Annotated in this window: 13 protein-coding genes; 7 read left to right on the top strand and 6 right to left on the bottom strand. The window is 69.6% G+C overall.

Features of this window, described 5'->3' with window-relative positions; translation table 11 throughout:
* Positions 1–199: 199 nt before the first annotated feature.
* Both Q8A52_RS47715 and Q8A52_RS47710 read right to left on the bottom strand, forming a co-directional pair.
* Complete coding sequence (locus tag Q8A52_RS47715; RefSeq protein ID WP_316764848.1) at positions 200–949, bottom strand: thioesterase II family protein; 750 nt, start codon at positions 947–949, stop codon at positions 200–202.
* Positions 950–962: 13 nt separating this feature from the next.
* Positions 963–1,175 carry an MbtH family protein gene (locus tag Q8A52_RS47710; protein ID WP_316764845.1) on the bottom strand — a complete coding sequence of 71 codons (213 nt, stop codon included), beginning with the start codon at positions 1,173–1,175 and terminating at the stop codon, positions 963–965.
* A 582-nt stretch (positions 1,176–1,757) separates the two neighbouring features.
* Between Q8A52_RS47710 and Q8A52_RS47705 the strand changes: the two genes are divergently transcribed.
* Positions 1,758–3,032 carry an MFS transporter gene (locus tag Q8A52_RS47705; RefSeq protein ID WP_316764842.1) on the top strand — a complete coding sequence of 425 codons (1,275 nt, stop codon included), beginning with the start codon at positions 1,758–1,760 and terminating at the stop codon, positions 3,030–3,032.
* Positions 3,029–4,021, top strand: coding sequence for a M20/M25/M40 family metallo-hydrolase (locus tag Q8A52_RS47700; RefSeq protein ID WP_316764839.1), 993 nt, complete (start codon positions 3,029–3,031; stop codon positions 4,019–4,021). Before Q8A52_RS47705 ends, Q8A52_RS47700 begins: the two co-directional genes overlap by 4 nt.
* 619 nt (positions 4,022–4,640) lie before the next feature.
* Here the strand turns inward: Q8A52_RS47700 and Q8A52_RS47695 are convergent.
* A complete protein-coding gene (locus tag Q8A52_RS47695; RefSeq protein ID WP_316764836.1) occupies positions 4,641–5,201 on the bottom strand; it encodes a TetR/AcrR family transcriptional regulator in 561 nt (186 codons plus the stop codon).
* 91 nt (positions 5,202–5,292) lie between these two features.
* Here Q8A52_RS47695 and Q8A52_RS47690 point away from each other — a divergent pair, with 91 nt between their 5' ends.
* The gene (locus Q8A52_RS47690; RefSeq protein ID WP_316764833.1) at positions 5,293–6,771 is read left to right on the top strand and encodes an MDR family MFS transporter; all 1,479 of its coding nucleotides are present in this window, start codon (positions 5,293–5,295) and stop codon (positions 6,769–6,771) included.
* A 703-nt stretch (positions 6,772–7,474) separates the two neighbouring features.
* On the opposite strand, the gene Q8A52_RS47685 is transcribed toward Q8A52_RS47690, so the two are convergent.
* The gene (locus tag Q8A52_RS47685; RefSeq protein ID WP_316764830.1) at positions 7,475–7,993 is read right to left on the bottom strand and encodes an RICIN domain-containing protein; all 519 of its coding nucleotides are present in this window, start codon (positions 7,991–7,993) and stop codon (positions 7,475–7,477) included.
* 621 nt (positions 7,994–8,614) lie between these two features.
* Complete coding sequence (locus tag Q8A52_RS47680) at positions 8,615–9,664, bottom strand: GH25 family lysozyme (protein ID WP_316764828.1); 1,050 nt, start codon at positions 9,662–9,664, stop codon at positions 8,615–8,617.
* 547 nt (positions 9,665–10,211) lie between these two features.
* Between Q8A52_RS47680 and Q8A52_RS47675 the strand changes: the two genes are divergently transcribed.
* The 4 genes from Q8A52_RS47675 (at position 10,212) to Q8A52_RS47660 (ending at position 16,080) form a co-directional block, all read left to right on the top strand.
* Positions 10,212–13,856, top strand: a complete 3,645-nt coding sequence (locus Q8A52_RS47675) for an nSTAND1 domain-containing NTPase (protein ID WP_316764825.1) — start codon at positions 10,212–10,214, stop codon at positions 13,854–13,856.
* A gap of 409 nt (positions 13,857–14,265) precedes the next feature.
* Positions 14,266–14,865, top strand: coding sequence for a CHAP domain-containing protein (locus Q8A52_RS47670; protein ID WP_316764822.1), 600 nt, complete (start codon positions 14,266–14,268; stop codon positions 14,863–14,865).
* 332 nt (positions 14,866–15,197) lie between these two features.
* On the top strand, positions 15,198–15,491 hold the full coding sequence (locus Q8A52_RS47665) for a hypothetical protein (RefSeq protein ID WP_316764821.1): 294 nt from the start codon (positions 15,198–15,200) through the stop codon (positions 15,489–15,491).
* 208 nt (positions 15,492–15,699) lie between these two features.
* Positions 15,700–16,080 (top strand): hypothetical protein, encoded by a 381-nt coding sequence (locus Q8A52_RS47660; protein WP_316764818.1) that lies wholly within the window; start codon positions 15,700–15,702, stop codon positions 16,078–16,080.
* Between the two features lie 242 nt (positions 16,081–16,322).
* On the opposite strand, the gene Q8A52_RS47655 is transcribed toward Q8A52_RS47660, so the two are convergent.
* On the bottom strand, positions 16,323–16,807 hold a 485-nt coding region (locus Q8A52_RS47655; protein WP_316764816.1), incomplete at its 5' end, for a S8 family serine peptidase.

Genomic DNA, 16,807 nt, shown 5'->3' with positions numbered 1-16,807 from the left:
TCGGCGGACACGCGGCGGTGTACCGGACACCGGCTTGCGACGAGGGCGCCCGGCGCTCGGTCCGGCACCCGGGCACGGTCGGCCGGCCGACCGGGGCATCCTGCGGTGGGGCGCCCTCCTCCCGGTCAGAGGAAGGCCGGCTGGTCGGACGACGACCGACTGGTCGGAGGAGGGCCGACCGGTTCAGGAAGGCCGACCGTTACAGGAAGGCCGTCACGAGGTCGGTGACGACGGCGGGTTCGGTGTCCACGAAGAAGTGCCCGCCGGGAACGGTGTGCAGGGTGAAGGAGATGCTGGTCTGCCGGGCCCAGCCCGACATCCTCTCCACCGGCGCCCGCCGGTCACGGGTGCCCGCCAGGGCGAGGATCGGCACGTCGAGCGGCGCTTCTTCCCGGTAACCGCAGGACTCGACGATCGCGAAGTCGGCTCGGAGCGAAGGCAGCAGAAGACCCATCAGTTCCGGCTGCTCCAGCACGGCTTCGGGTGTGCCGCCGAGATCGCGCAGCGCGTCGGTGAACTCCGCGTCCGGTAGACCGCTGATCGGCGGCTGGTTCCATGGGAGGTCCGGCGCCTGGCGTCCGGAGACCACCAGGCCGGTCGGCGGGTGCAGTCCGAGCCGTCGGACCTCTCGGCACAGCTCGAAGGCCACCGTCGCGCCCAGGCTGTGGCCGAACAACGTGTAGGGGCCGCTCAGGGTGTCGGCCAGTTCGCGCGCGAGGGGCTCCACGAGCGATGTGATGTCCTGGCAGGGCGGCTCACCGAAGCGGCGGCCACGGCCGGGGGGCGTCACCGCGAGCACCGCGGTCGCCGGCGGCAGTGAGGTCTGCCAGTCCTGGTAGGTCTGGGGCCCTCCACCGGCATAGGGCAGGCAGACCAGGGTCCGGTCAGCCGTCAGGCCGGGTTGAGAGGTCCACCACGGGGACGGCCGGAAGGATGTGGTGCCGAACACCGCGGCTCCTCTGCTAGGAACGGGCGTTGCTCGGACAGCCGCGCAGGCTGAGCGGACGCATGTCGGTCCACACCTGGTCCACGTGCGCCAGGCACTCCTCTCGGGTGCCGCGGGCGCCCTCCTCCTGCCAGCCCTCGGGCAGTTCGAGGTCGGCCGGCCATATGGAGTACTGCTCCTCGGCGTTCACAACCACTCGGAACGCAATCGATGATTCATCATTGAACATGTCTTCCCCCATTTTAGAAATCAACTTTCACAGGCGACGGGGCGCGAGCAACCCAAGGGCGCGCCCGGCGATGCCTGGCGCCAGAGAAGGAACCGTCAACGAAAGTCTGAAAATCCCCCGCCCCCCGGCCGGTCCCCCGTAGCGGGTGGTCCAGATCGGCCGTCCTGATCACGACGGTACACAATTGCACGACAGCAAGGAAGGCCCGACTTCCCACACGGTCGACACAGGTAAGAAATCCTTATGAAAGTGATTCGAACCCCCTCGGGGCCGCGACGGGCACCCATCCAAAACGGATATCGCCCACCAAGTACTGGAAGCCATACGTCCGCATCAACTAGGCCGAACTGCCGCCCGCCCAACGGATCTTGACCCTCGCAAATTGGCGCCCCTAGACTCGGCCATTCGGGGGGAGCGCGAGCTCGGTCATATTCTTTGCGATTCCGCCCACCGAGATCGTTGATGCCGCTTCCGAGAGCGCTGCCCGCCATACCGCGGTACGCCGCCCCTCGGGCCGCCCGACGGTCGCCGGAACCGGGAGATCCCCGAGCCGTGCACTCCCCTCTGGAAGGACGCCCCACCATGCCGTCGTTCGCCTCCTTGCTACCCGCCCCCGGAGCGGTACGGCCCCTGGCCGCCAACTACCTCGTCGACTCTCTCGGGACGGGACTGTTCCTCACCGGCGGCGTAGCGTTCTTCGTGCACGTGGTCGGGCTGACGGCCACACAGGTCGGTGCCGGGTTCTCCCTCGCCGGCTTGGTCACGCTAGGCGCCTCGGTGCCCACAGGATGGCTGGCGGACCGCATGGACACCCGCCGACTGCTCATCCTGGTGCACGTGGTGGAGTCCCTGCTCTTCTGTCTCTATCCGCTGGTGCACTCCTTCCTCGCCTTTGTGCTCGTGGCGTGCGCGACCTCGCTGGCGATCCGGGCCGCCAGCACCGTCCGGGCCGCCCTGACCGGCGGCGTACTGGAACCGGACCGATTGGTGCCCGGGCGTGCCTACCTCCGTTCGGTGTTCAACGGCGGCTTCGCGGGCGGTTCCGCTCTCGCAGCCTGGGCGCTGGCCGACGGCTCCCACCTCGCGTGCGAGTTGGTGATCCTCGGCAACGCCGTCTCCTATCTGCTGGCCGCCCTCACGCTGATCCCGTTGCCGCCCCTGCCGCCGCGCCCGCGCCCCGCCGGGGTGTCCAAGAAGCCGGCCCTCAAGGACGTTCCGTTCGTCCTTCTCACCCTGCTGAACGGCCTGCTCGGCATCAACGGCATCATCCTCACGCTGGCACTGCCGCTGATGATCGTCTCGGGACACGGCATCCCGAAGGCTCTGGCCGGACTCTTCGTCACCGTCAACACCCTGTTGGTCGTGGTCTTCCAGGTCCGGCTCAGCCGTGGCGCCGACACGGTGGAGGGTGGCGCCCGCGCTCAGCGCCGGGCAGGCGTTTTCCTGGCGCTGTCGTGCGTGGGCATCGCCGCCGCGGCAGCGGTGCACACACCCGCCCCGGCGATTGTCCTGCTGGTGGTGGCGGTACTGCTGCTGACCGCCGGTGAACTGCTGGCGATGGCCGGAAGTTGGGGCATTTCCTACGGTCTTGCCCCGGACCACGCGCGCGGCGAGTACCTCGGGGTCTACGCACTCGGCATGGCCTTTGCCGAGACCGTCGGACCTGCCGCGACCGCTACCCTCGGCGTCGGCGAGGGAGCACCCGGCTGGCTGGCCATCGCGGCCGTGTTCCTGCTGTCCGGACTTGCCGTGGTACCGCTCGCGGCCCGGGCACAGGCGAAGCGGTCCACCGCCGGGGCCGAGGAGGCCATGGCCGACGGGCGCGAGGACATTGCCGCCGCCGGAGGTACCGCGTGAAGCGTCGTCGGCTGCGCGAGTACCTGCCCGGCTGGAGCGAGATCCGCCGCCACATCGCCGACACCCTCGGCGAACTGACCGTCCGACCGGCCCATGATCCGCGGCTCGCGGCAGCCCTGTCCGGTATCACCCCCGCAGAAGTGGAGCGACACCTGACCGCGCTCACGGCCGAGGGGCCACGCTGGCGCGAGGACGAGAAGAACGTCCGGCACACCCTCCGCTACCTTCACGACGAGTTGTCCGGGTACGGCTACCAGGTGGTGCCGCAGCAGTACGGCGAAGCACCGCACCAGGTCAACCTGCTCGCCACGTTGCCCGGCCGCAACAGCGCCGCGCCGTTGGTGGAGGTCGGCGCCCATTGGGACTCCGTGGAGGGCAGCCCCGGTGCGGACGACAACGCGAGCGGCGTCGCCGGCGTGCTCGCAACTGCCCGCGCGCTGCACGCCATGGGCCAGTACCGGCGCGGGGTCCGGTTCTGCCTCTTCGGCGAGGAAGAGGAATGGATGGCGGGAAGCCGCGAGCACGTCGCCCGGATCGAGGCCGACGGCGAGGCGGTGGAGGGCCTGATCGTGCTGGAGATGATCGGCTTCCGGGACGCGCGCCCCGGGGCGCAGCGCAGCCCGCTGCGCATCCCGGGGGTGTTCTCTCCGCCGACGACCGGTGACTTCATCGCCGTCATCGCCGACCTGCGTTCACTGCCGTTCGCCAATGCGGTGCAGCGCAGCGCCCGACAGTACGTTCCGGGGTTGCGGACCTATCCGATCAAGCGGCTCGGGGGCCTGCTCCGGGACGCGGCGCGCAGCGACCACTTGCCGTACTGGCGCAGCGGTCGGCGGGGACTGCTCGTCACTGATACCGCCAATCTGCGCAATCCCCACTATCACAAGGCGACCGACACTCTCGCGACGCTGGACCTGGACTTTGCTGCAGACGTCATCCGGGCGGTCGCGGGAGCGGTGGCACAGCTGGCCGACCGCCCCGTTCGCTGAGGCGGCGGCGCTCGGACGCGGCCCCGGAATGGGAAGTTCAGCATGCGAAGGGGCCCATCCAGCGCAGGCCAGTCGGCGGACCGTATTTGGTGTTCGTTGCTTGAATACCGAATCAGATGCTCTCGATTCAGCGGAATTGGGCGGTTCGACCTCTGGTGGCAGAAAGCTGTCGTCGACCAGGGTGGGACCGTCGGCTGTCGGTGGCGGCTGACCGGAAAGGCTGATCGGGCATGCCGGGGCAGTGCAACCGCGCCGGCGCGCGGACCGGACCTGGCCGAAGGGGGCGCAGGCGCGTCCGGTGGGAGAAGCCGGTGTTGAGCGGCACGATCGGGGCACCTTGATCAGCTGGTGGACGCCGTCCAGGAGTTGGACGTAGCCGCGCCCTGACCCGCAACCGCTACACCGCCTACGACATCGCCGCCGCCGAAGCCGGAATCCGCAGCCGCCAGGCCGCCCGCCACCGGCCACGGCGCCGGAGCGCCCCGGACGCCGCCCCCACCCACACCGGACCCCGCCCGACGACGGGCGCACCCGGACGCCGACCGGGCCTGGTGGGACCTCAACGCCGCCTGTTTGTCAGCCTTCCCTCACACAGGACCGTTCGCGAGAGGTGCCGCCGTCAGCGCACGAGGGGGAGGAAGACCGTGTCGACGATCTCTTCGAGGACCCGGTCGGGCACGGGGGCGAAGGTCACGAGGATCTCGTGGCGCAGCAGGTCGAACGGGAGGGACTTGACGCGTTCGCTGAGGTGCTCCGGTTTGATCTCGCCACGGCCGACGGCGCGGTCGAAGATCAGGTCGGCGGTTTTCTCGCGCCCTGGGGCGAGGATGTCGCTGGGGCTGGTACCTGTCTCCTGGTAGTAGGCGGCCAGGTGAACGCTCATGAGGGTGACGACCTGGACGCGGGTGGCGTTGATCGTCCGCATGAGGGTGAGCACGTCCTCGCGCAGGCTCCCGGTGTCGGGGATGTCGACTCGGGACTGCTCCAGGACGTGGGCGATGGCCGCCCGGACCAGCTCGTCGCGGTCGGACCAGCGACGGTAGAGCACGGGTGGGCTGGTGCCGGCGCGCTGGACGACGGCGTCCATCGTGAACTTGGCATAGCCGTTGGCCGTGAGTTCTTCCCAGGCCGCATCGAGAAGCGCCTTCTCCAGTGCCGCTCCGCGGCGCCGCTCAGGCATCCACACCCCCCCATTAGATAGACTTGCCTATCTTACTTTAGCGCCCTACTCTGGCGCCGTAAGATACGACTCTATATCTTAGGGGCTGTTCATGAGCACTCCCCACCGGCTCCGCACCGCGCCTGCGGCGCCGGACCCCGACCGCATCGATCCTGCTGTCTGGCGCATGGCGTTCACCATCATCGTCGGTGCACTCGCCGTCGTCTTCGACACCACCATCGTCACCGTCGCCCTCAACGACCTGGCCAAGGAACTGGGCGCTCCGCTGTCCACGATCCAGTGGGTGAGCACCGGCTATCTGCTGGCCGTGTTCGTCACCATCCCGCTCGCCGGATGGGCCCAGTCCCGGCTCGGCGGCAAACACCTGTGGATCGCCTCGCTGGGCATATTCCTGGTCGGCTCGGTCCTGTGCGCACTGGCGTGGAACGCGACCAGCCTCATCGTCTTCCGCGTCGTCCAGGGCATCGGCGGCGGCATCATGATGCCTCTCATGGCCACGCTGGTCATTCAGGCCGCCAAGGGCCGCAACATCGGCAAGGTCATGGCCACCGTCACCCTGCCCACGGCGCTCGGCCCCATCCTCGGCCCGGTCCTGGGCGGCGTCATCCTGAGCCTGGCCGACTGGCGCTGGATCTTCTTCGTCAACATCCCCTTCTGCGCAGTCGGCGCCTGGCTCGCCCGGCGCAACCTGCCCGACGACCGTCCCGGACCCGACCGTCTCCGCGCCCGCCTGGACATCGTCGGCCTGCTCCTGCTCTCCCCCGGGATTACCGCCGTCATCTACGGACTGTCCCAGGTCGAGAGCAGCACGGGATTCACCAGCGCCGAGGTGCTCGGGCCGCTGACCGGCGGTATCGCCCTGGTCGGCGGCTTCACCGTCTGGGCACTGCCGCGCCCCGGCGCACTGGTCAACCTGCGGCTCTTCCGCCACCGCGCGCTCGCCTCCTCCGCCGCCCTGGGCTTCCTGGCCGGCATCACTTTGTACGGCGCGATGCTGCTGCTTCCGCTGTACTGGCAGCAGGTCCGCGGCGAGGACGCACTCGGCGCCGGACTGCTCCTCATCCCGCAGGGCGTCGGCGCACTCATCGCGCGCACCCGGGCCGGCAACTACACCGACCGCATCGGCCCCCGGTGGGTCGCCTTCGCCGGATTCGCTCTCGTCGCCGCGGCCACCGTGCCGTTCGCCTTCGCCACCGCCGACACCAGCAAGGTACTGCTCATGGCCGCACTCCTCGTGCGCGGCATCGGCATGGGCGCCGCCGTGATCCCGCTCACCGGCGCCGCCTACATCGGCCTGGAACACAAGGAGGTCCCCGACGCCAGCATCATCTCCCGGGTCGCACAGCAGATCGGCGGCTCGGCGGGCACCGCCGTCCTCGCCGTCGTCCTCCAGCACACCACCGGCGACGCCCGCACCCCGGGCGCCCTGGGCGACGGCTTCGGCGACGCCTTCTTGTGGTCGGTCGCCTTCACCGCCATCGCCGTACCGCTCTGCCTGCTCCTGCCCGGAGGCCCCAAGCCACGGGCCCGGGCCGACAAGACCCAAGCCGAAAGCACCGCCCAGGTCTAAGACTGGAGCCCGCCCGTCCGCAGCAAACCAGGATGGCCCGCTCCTGAGGGTCAGTCAGCCCGGCTGCCACCGTATGCCGGCCACTGGTGCACGTACGTCACCAACCGGGTCGCCGACGAGATGCGCTACCAGCTGACCATCGGCCCCGCCGAGCACACCGCGCTCGGCGAACGCCTCGCCTCCTGCCCCGGCTCCCCCATCACCGTCACACACCCGCCACCCTCGCCGCTCACTCCGTCAAAACAGGACAGCTGCGTACCCCTCGAGAAGGGGGTACGCAGCTGATCAGTACAGCCGACGCAGCAACTCCGCCGGTATCGGACGCCGTTGACGACGGTTGCCCACTGCGCTCGGGCCGGTCCGGCTTCCACCTGTCCACACAGTTCGGTGACCACTCGGGCGGGGGCCAGGTCGCAGGCCGCCAGGGCAAGGGTGGCCGGTCGGGACGTCCAGCGGAGTCAGGCGGTGTGTGCCGCCCGGCTGTCGCGCTGCGGCCTGCGACTTCGACGAGACCCGTAATCGCCTCGCGACCTGCGGCGGCGACGTCCTCTGCGCAGATAACTCGGCAGTCTCAAACCGCACTTGCTCCTGCTGGGCCCGCAGTTTCGCGATCGGGCCGCCCCCATCGGGACAGCGCATGACTGCTATTCGGTTTCAGCCTGCTCTCGCCGGCGTCGGCCGCGGCCAACAGCCGGCTGATGTGTCAGCCGACAAACGTGAACCGCTGGTACGACAGCCCGTTGTATCCGAACGAGCGAAGACCATAGTCGACGCTGTCGTCGATCACGCGGCCGGTGTTCTGATTCCTGAGCGTCTTCGTCCCGTCGGACTGATAGGTAATGGTCCACCGTTGGTACGACTGATAGTTGCAACCGAAGGCGCGCAGGCCGTAATCGAAGCTGTCGTCGATACAGCGCCCGGTGTTCTGGTTCTGGAGGACCCAAGTGCCGTCAGACTGGTAGTACCAGTTGAAGTTCTGATAATTGAGCCCGTTACACGTGAACGCGCGCAGGCCGTAGTCCCAGGAGTCGTCCACGCAGCGGCCAGTGTTCTGATTCTTGAGAGCGTAGTAGTAGATCGTGCCTTCGGCGATGGCTGGCCCCTTTGGCTTCGGTGCGGCGGCGTGCGCTGCCGTTGTGCCGGTCAACAGCAGCGTCGCCGTAGCGAGCACCGTTGCCGCCGACCTGGCAGTGCGGGTGCTGAGGGCAGTGCGCAGGCTCATCATTCCTCCCACCGACAGTGACCGCCTGCCCGAGGGGCAGGCATGACATGGGCGCCGGGCCGGAAGCCGTGATATCAGCAGTAACCGGCAGCGCCCCGCACACGCTAAGGCTTGGGCATGGGCACATCAATAACACCGGATGCGCACTATCCGGTATGGCCGGTTCCGCGCCTCTGGCCACTACAGCCGATACCGCTGAGAGCGTTTGGCTTGACTCGCGAGACAGCCCGGCATGACATCACCCGGCATAAGGTGCCCGCCCGGCCGGACAGCCAGCAGGCTGTCCGGCCGGTCGGGTGCGGCGGCTCGGCCTAACACCGGTTCGTGTCATTGAAGTCCGCAAAAGCGGACTTCGTTTCCGATCCGGCGACCCCGTCGATGTCGACGCCCAGGAAGTTCTGCAGCGCCTTGATTGTTTCGCGCCCGACGACCCGTCCACCGTGAGCTTGTCGCCGACGTAGAAGCCCCAGTAGTTGAAGAACCTCTGGGTCGCCTTCCCGCTCATGGGGCCCAACTGCCCGTCGATCGCGCCGGGGGGGGTAATAGGGCTCGGTATAGGCATGCACTGCTGAACGAGTGCCTGCGGCCCAGAGGCAGGATTCGTCGACTACGAGTCGGGGGTCAGTTGACCAGCGCCAGCCACGTGTTGGGGCCGGCGATGCCGTCCGGAGTCAGGTGGTTGCGGGTCTGGAAGGCGACCACGGCCTCATGCGTGGCCGCTCCGAAGGAGCCGTCGATCGACAGCGCCGCGCCATGGGCTTTCAGTTCGGCCTGCACCGCGCTGACGGCCGGGCCGTGGTCGCCTTCTTTGACGGTGGTGATGAGGGCTTGCCAGGTCTTGGCGCCGACGATGCCGTCGGGGGTGAGCTGGTTGCGGGTCTGGAAGGCGACCACGGCCTCATGGGTGGCCGCTCCGAAGGAGCCGTCGATGGACAGCGCCGCGCCATGGGCATTGAGCAGGTACTGGATGGTGGTCACCTGACGGCCGCTGTAGCCCTGCTGGACGACCGGCCACGCGCCGGCCGGTGGCGGCGGGGGTGGCGTGTAGGTGCCATTGGCGGCGAGGCTCCGCAGGTCCTGCTCGGTGCCGTTGAACACGTCCTGGTCACCGGGAAACGCGCCGGAGTCGGATGTCTGCCAGAAGGCGTAGGTGGACCAGCCGTTGGGCAGGGGGTGCGGAGTGCCGGTGTAACTGCCGACCCAGAGCAGATTGGTGGCGGCGAAGGCAGTGGAATTGCCGGTGCACTGCGACCACCACGACGCGTTCGTGTTGATCACCGGATGGCGGCCCGTGCGGCGTCGGTACTCGTCGTCGAACGAGGCGATCCAGCGGACCGTCGCAGCGGGGCCGACCCCGTAACAGGCGGGCAGGCCCGGCGTGGCCTCCACGTCGAGGACGCCGGGCAGGGTCCTGCCATCGGGCCGCCAGGCGCCTCCGTGGTCGACGAAGTAGTCGGCCTGGGCGCTGCCGGAGGACTTGTCCGGCCTGGCGAAGTGGTAGGCGCCGCGGATCAGGCCGACCGCCGCTGCACCGTCGTACTGCTGGGAGAAGCGGGAACTGATGTAGGAGGTGCCCTCGGTCGCCTTGACGTAGGCGAAGGAGGCTCCGTCGGTGGCCACCGCGGACCAGTCCACGCTCTCCTGGTGCGCGCTGACGTCGAGACCTCGCACGGCAGCATCCGTGGCCTGCCGCGGCCGCGTTTCCTGGGCCGTCGCCGATGCCGCGACCGGGGCAACAAACAGTGCCGCCGTGACGGTCACCGTGCTCAGCGCGCTGAGTGCCCCTGCCCGCACACCACGTCTGATGTATCGGGAAATCCCCTGAAAATGTCGAGGAGTTCGTAGAAGAAGTGTCATTCGTGGATTCCTTTCGCTCGTCCGCAACTACGCCTCTGGCCACGAGCCTCGCCTCCACGGCGACGCCGTTCGCCTGCCCCGTCCGCGCGCCGCGGACTACGGTCCCGTTGTGAGCGGTGGAAGTGGCCACGGCCCGGGCCAGGTAAGGGCAGCACCCGGCGTCGACCTGCCGGCTGCCGTCCCGTCACATGCTTCTGGGCCGGGCCGTTGTTGCGCACCTCCGCGTCGCCGAGTGCAACAAACGTCGCGGCAGGCCGGCCGTAGGCGCCGATCGGCTGGAACATGCCGTTCAGGGATGCGACGTTGAGGAAGACGGTGCGACTGTTGTCCCTCGCTGTTCGCGTTGACCATGGGGGACGGGATGGGGCGTCGTGAGGGACCGCTGGATCCGGCGGCCGGGCCGGTCCAGCGCTTCGCGCTCGACTTACGAAAGCTGCGCCAGGAGGCCGGAGGCCTGACCTACCGCGCCATGGCGCAGCAGACGGGCTATTCGGTCGCCACCTTGTCGAGGGCGGCCGCAGGCAGCCAGCTGCCGTCGCTGGAGGTGGTACTGGCCTATGTGCGGGCATGCGGTGCGGGCCCCGAGGAGTGGGAGCCGCGCTGGCACGCGGTGGCCCGGGAAGTGGCCGTCAATCCGGACGATGCCGATGACACGGACGCCCCGTACCGAGGACTGACCCGCTTCGAACCCAGCGATCGGCATCTGTTCTTCGGGCGCGACCAACTCGTGGCCCAACTGACCAAGCGAGTGGAGGCCTGCCGCATGGTCGCGGTGGTGGGCGCGTCCGGCAGCGGCAAGTCCTCCCTCCTGCGCGCGGGGCTCCTCCCGTCCCTCCAAACCCAGCAGTCACCGGGGTGCCAACTGGCAGCACTGCGGATCCTCACCCCGGGTCCGCGCCCAGCGTCCACCCACTCCGACGCGTTGACGGCGAGTCAGGAAGCCGGCGACACGGTGGTCGTGGTCGACCAGTTCGAGGAGCTCTTCACCCTGTGCTCGGACCCGGCCGAGCGCGCGGCATTCCTCGACCTGCTGGTGAGCGCGGTGGAACCGGAGAGCAGGCTGCGGGTGGTGATCGCGGTACGGGCGGACTTCCTCAGCCGCTGCGCCGACCATCGCCCGCTCGCCGCCGCCCTCACCGACGCCACCTTCCTTCTCGGCCCCATGGGACCGGCCGAACTGCGCGACGCGATCGTCAAACCCGCCGCGGCCGCAGGGCTGATCGTCGAGCGCACGTTGACGGCAAGGATCGTCGAGGACATCGCCGAGGAACCCGGCGGACTGCCGCTCATGTCCCACGCTCTGCTGGAGACCTGGCGCCGCCGCAAAGGCCGTACGCTCACGCTGGCCGCCTACGAGGCTGCAGGCGGTGTCCACGGCGCCCTCACCCACACCGCCGAAGAGCTGTACACCCGCCTCTCGCCCGAGCAGGCCGAGGTCGCCCGGCGTATGCTGCTACGGCTGATCACGCCTGGTGAAGGGGCTCAGGACACCAGCCATCCCGCCGAGCACGCCGAACTGCGGGCGCTGAGCGCCAACGGCCGGCCCACCGACACGGCCTCGGTGCTGGAACACCTGGCCCGCGCACGGCTCGTCACACTCGACGGCGACATGGTGCACCTGGCGCACGAAGCATTGATCACCGCATGGCCGCGACTGCAGTCCTGGATCGACGGCGCCCGCGAACGTCTCCGGGTCCACCGCCAGCTCACCGAGGCCGCCCGCGCCTGGAACGCGCTCAACCAGGACACCGGGGCCCTGTACCGCGGCACCCGCCTCGCCACGGCCGAGGAGTGCCTCACCGGGTTTCGCGCGGAACTCACCCCGGCCGAGGCCGCGTTCCTCGACGCCAGCATCGCCGCCCGCGAGCAGGAATGGCGGGCGGCGGCCCGCACCGCCCGGCGTATCCGGGCGCTGCTGGCCGCGGTGTCCGCCCTGCTGCTGGTCGCGTCGACAGCCGCCGTCGTCGCCTTCCAGCAGCGCTCATTGGCCCGCGCCGGCCGTGACCGCGCGGTGGCCGAGCAGGTGGTGGCCGAGGCGGGCCAGCTGAATGCGACCGATCCGTCGCTGGCGGCGCGGATGTATGTGGCGGCGCACCGGCTGCGGTCGGACCGTGAAGCCGCCGTGGGCCTGCTGGACACGCAGAACATCGCGCTGTCCTCCGTACTGTCCGGCCATTCCCAGGCGGTGTACGCGGTGGCGTTCTCCCCGGACGGCCACACCCTGGCCAGCGCGAGCCGGGACCGTACGGCACGACTGTGGGACGTCCGTGACCCGCTGCACCCGAGGGCGCTCGGCAGGCCGCTGACCGGTCACCGAGACTTTGTCTTCTCCGTGTCGTTCAGCCGCGACGGGCGCACCCTGGCCACCGCAAGCCAAGACCGCACCGTGCGGCTGTGGAACGTCTCCGACCCGGCGCACGCCACGGCACTGGGCCATCCGCTCACCGGGACCGCCGACGCCGTCGCCTCGGCCGCTTTCAGCCCGGACGGCCGGACGGTGGCGGCCCCCGGCCACGATCACATGATCCGCCTCTGGAATGTCACCGACCCGACCCATCCGCAGCTGTGGCGGAAGCCGCTGAGCAACCCGGACGTCGTCTACGCGGTCGCTTTCCGCCGGGACAGCAAGCTCATGGCCAGCGTGGGCAACGACCACAAGGTACGGCTCTGGGACATGTCCGACCCGGCGCACGCCAAGCCGCTGGGCCAGCCGCTGACCGGTCACACCGACACCCTGCTCGCGGTGGCGTTCGCACCGGACGGCCGGACACTTGCCACTGCCGGCGCGGACCACACCATCCGGCTGTGGGACGTATCCGACCCGCGGCATCCGGCCGCCCTCGGGCAGCCGTTGATCGGCCACGCCGGATTCATCAACTGGCTGGCGTTCAGCCCGGACGGACGGTCGCTGGCCAGCGCGAGCGACGACCACACCGTACGCCTGTGGCATCTGCCGCGCGCCGTCCTGGCCGGCCATCTCGGCAGCGTCACCGGCATCGCGTTCAGCCGGGACGGCCGGATGTTGGCCGGCGCGAGCGCCGGAAGGGTACGGCTGTGGGACGTCCGCGAACCGGAGCACGGCAGACAGCTGAGCGAGCTGCCGGGTCAGCACCTGGCCATCCGGGTGGTGTTCCAGCCGCGGGGCCGGTTGCTGGCGAGCGCCGACGGTGACGGCACCGTGCGGCTGTGGGACGTCTCCGACCCGGGCCGCCCCCGGCAGGTCGGCCTGATCCGCACCGGCGGCGCCGACCAGGCCGATGGCGTACTGGCCTTCACTCCCGACGGGCATGTACTGATCACAGGCGGCCCCAAGTACAGCCTCCGGCTGTGGAACGTCACCGACCCCACACGCCCCGCCGCCCTGGGCGACCCGCTGACCGGCCACATCAGCTTTGTCCACTGGGCGGGCGTCAGCCCGGACGGCCATACCCTGGCGAGTACGAGCGAGGACGACAAGGTCCGCCTGTGGGACATCCGTGACCCGGTCCGTCCCAGGCCCCTGCCGGACATCCGCACAGGCGACACGGGCGGCACCTTGTGGGGTGCCTTCAGCCCTGACGGACGGCTGCTGGCCACCGCCGGCGTCGGCCACGACGTGCGCCTGTGGAACGTCAGCGCCCCCGCGCACGCCTCGGCCATCGCCCGATCACTGACCGGTCACACCGGCCGGGTGACCTGGGTGGGCTTCAGCGCGGACGGCCACACGCTGGCCTCCGCCGGCGAGGACCGGAGCGTCCTGCTGTGGGACCTGACCGACCCTGCTCGACCGGCTCCCTGGGGCAAAGCGCTCACCGCAGGGCACACCGAAGCGATAGAGACGGCCGCGTACCGCCCGGACGGGCAGCTCCTGGCCACAGCGGGACCGGACGGCACGATAAAGTTCACGCCCCTCGGGCTCGGCCAGGCGATCCGGCGGATCTGCTCCGACACCGCCGGTCTGCTCACCCCGGCGCAATGGCGGGACTACATACGGGAACTTTCCTACGCGCAGCCGTGCCGTGCCTGACGGGCCTTCCCACACCTCGCCGTGCCCTCGCCCCGCGCTCCCGACGCCGGGACGAGGGCCGGTCGGCTCACACGACGCACTTACCATGACGCGCCCGCTCACGCCGGCCCGTCCTGAGCCGCGTACGAGGAAGCCTTCTGTCTGAGCCAGAAGTGAATCCGGCGTCCACCCGAAACCAGATCACCGGACACGGGACACGGGACACCCCACCGACTCGCCTTCCGGTGTTTGTTTCATGCTGCGACAGGGGCCTGCGCAACAACCAGTCGGCCCGGAACCTTGTGTTCGGCGGGCGCCGGACAGCGCCTCGGCAGGCGACATCCGCCAACTGCACCCCTGCGTCCGGCCCGTCACCCGTCATGTGTGAGCAATCGCTCGCCGTTCCGCAACACAGCACGAAGGAGTGATCGTGACCGAGTCCATCACCCCGCAGGAAAATCCTCTCGCCTCCCGCAATCAGACAGACGCCCGCGTGGACGTGGCCAAGCCGGTCGACCCCGGCCTTGAGGTGTCGCCGGCCGAACTGGCCGCCCTCGAAGCCGTCACACCGATGGATCCGAACGCGCCCTCGGTGAAGGTCACCAGGATCGCCAAGAGGGAGGTCGGATACCGGGAAAGCGGAACCAACCACACCAAGTACGGCCGCTGGTACGGCGCCGACGGCCAGGAGTGGTGTGACGTCTTCGTCAGCTGGGTCTTCCACGAGGTCGGCCAGCTGGGGGCCATCGGCGGCAAGCACAAGTACGTCCCCGACCACCTCACCTGGTTCAAGAACCACCACCGCTTCTACCGCCGCGGCGCCACCGGCGGCGGGCCGCGCGAAGGCTGCGTGATCTTCTTCGACCTCAACGGTCACGAGGGCGAGGACCACATCGGGATCGTGACGTCCTACGACGACACCTACGTCTACACCGTCGAAGGCAACCGCTCCGACCAGGTCAAGCAGCTGAAGTACCCCCGCACCAGCCACCTCATCTGGGGCTACGGCCACCCCGCCTGGGACTACTGACCCGGCTCGCCGGGCGTCCCACGGGGGTGGACGCCCGGTGCCGAGAGGCCCGGCGCGAACAGGCGTTGAAGGCTCTGCAACTCGCCACGCGTCGGGTCCGGCTCTTCCAGGGGCCGTCGGCGAGCGCTGCGCTTGCGCCTCTGGCGACCCCCGCGTACCGGGCTGACGGCACCGACAGCGCGGCTTGGGACGCCGTTTCCACGCATCAGCACACCCGATGGGAGATCTTCATGCGTCTTCGCACCACCTTGTCCTCCGCGACAGCGGCACTCGCAATCGCTGCGGGACTGCTCGCTTCCACAGGCTCCGTGGATGCGGCTGCCACTCCGGCCGTGGCTGCCGCCGACGGCATCGAAACGACCGTGGACGGCGGCAGCAACCTGCGCGGCGGCCCCCACCTCAACAGCCATCTGGTCGGCACCACCAAGGGCAACAGCAGCTTCGCCGTGCAGTGCTACGAGCGAGGCGACTACTACAACGACGGCAAGCACCACACCGACGTCTGGTACTACGGCACCGTCATCGACACCCACGACAACCCGGATCACGTCTACTACGACGTCTACTCCTGGGGCGGCAACGTGAACACCCGGCACGACCCGCCGACCGGACTCTCCAGGTGCTGACAGCCACCGACTCACTTCCTGGCCGGCGAGCCGGCTGACTCGCCTCAGGGGCCGCGCCGGGATTCACTCAGCCCGGCGCGGTCGCGAGCATCCAAGCCTCACGTCCGTCGCGACCGGGCCACCCCGCAACTGCCTGCACAAACAGACCGACCGAGAGATCCCGCCCACGGTCCGGAGCCGGTCCCGATGGAACCGCCAAATACCGGAGTTGCCCCGCGCCCAGATCACCGAGCGGACCCGCCACCGCTACGAGGACACCCACCGCCTGTTGGAGAAGGGCTGGACGATCAGCGCGATCGCCCAGGAAAATGTCACCCTCACGCCCGACACCATCAGCGCCCTCCCAGCCGAAGCCGACCGCCGCGACGCGAAGAGTCGCGCCTGTTCTCGCGCTCCCCCTCTCGGCCAGTATCCGGTCCACCATGGCGCTGCCGTCGAAGCCGGGCGTTGCATGCGGCGGTTCTGCGGCCTTGTTCAGAGCACCGCGGATCGCGCCGACCAGATCCCGCCAGAACAGCTGGGCATCGTGCTGGCCCGGCCGTACGGAGACGCCAGTGATGGCGCCTCACCAGCGCCGCCTGGACCCTGATGGCCCGACGACGGAGGGACGCGGCCGACTGATGAAGGTGTGGGCCAGGCTCGTGATGGGGGGCTTGTGACAGCGGCTCTCGTCAGCGGATGTATGTCGTGCTCGGGGCGCGGGTGGGGCTGGTCATTTGCACGCCGCGCCTCGGCGGAGCCGCAGGGCCCGGGCCCTTGACCAGCAAACCCGGCACCTGACTCGGCCCCGGCGTTCCGGAAGCGGCTGCTGCCGCGCGACTTGTGCGCAGGTCAGAGGCCGCCGGTGTTGAGCAGCCGGTTGGGAGTGTCGGAGCGGACGCCGCGCAGGACACCACGGGTGGCCGTGTGGTCGAGCCAGACATGGACCTCGTTGGCCGTGGCGTGGGGGTGTGCCGACAGGTACAGCGCGATCACGCCGGTCGCATGCGGCGCGGCCCAGGACGTCGCGCCGTCGTCGTCCGTGGTGGTACCGCCGCCGGCGAGGGCGGCGGTCACCTTCTGGCCCGGAGCGTACAGGTCCACGCACCGTCCGTAGCCCGACCCGTAGGAGCCGGTGTCGCTCCACGGGCGGTCGTTCGAGGTGGAGGCTGCCACGACGATCGTGCCGGGGACGCCGGCCGGGGAGTGCTTGCAGGCGTCGTCGTGGAAGTTGCCGGCCGACACCACCGTGGGGATCCCCGCGTCGACCATCTTCTTCACGGCGGACTCCACGGCCGTCGACCGGTGGTCGAAGTTGAGCGACATGTTCACCACCG

Origin of the sequence: Streptomyces herbicida, assembly GCF_032656585.1 — a bacterium.
Lineage (GTDB): Bacteria > Actinomycetota > Actinomycetes > Streptomycetales > Streptomycetaceae > Streptomyces > Streptomyces herbicida.
The sequence above is the reverse complement of the archived record's forward strand: the minus strand, read 5'-3'. Positions and strand labels throughout refer to the sequence as shown.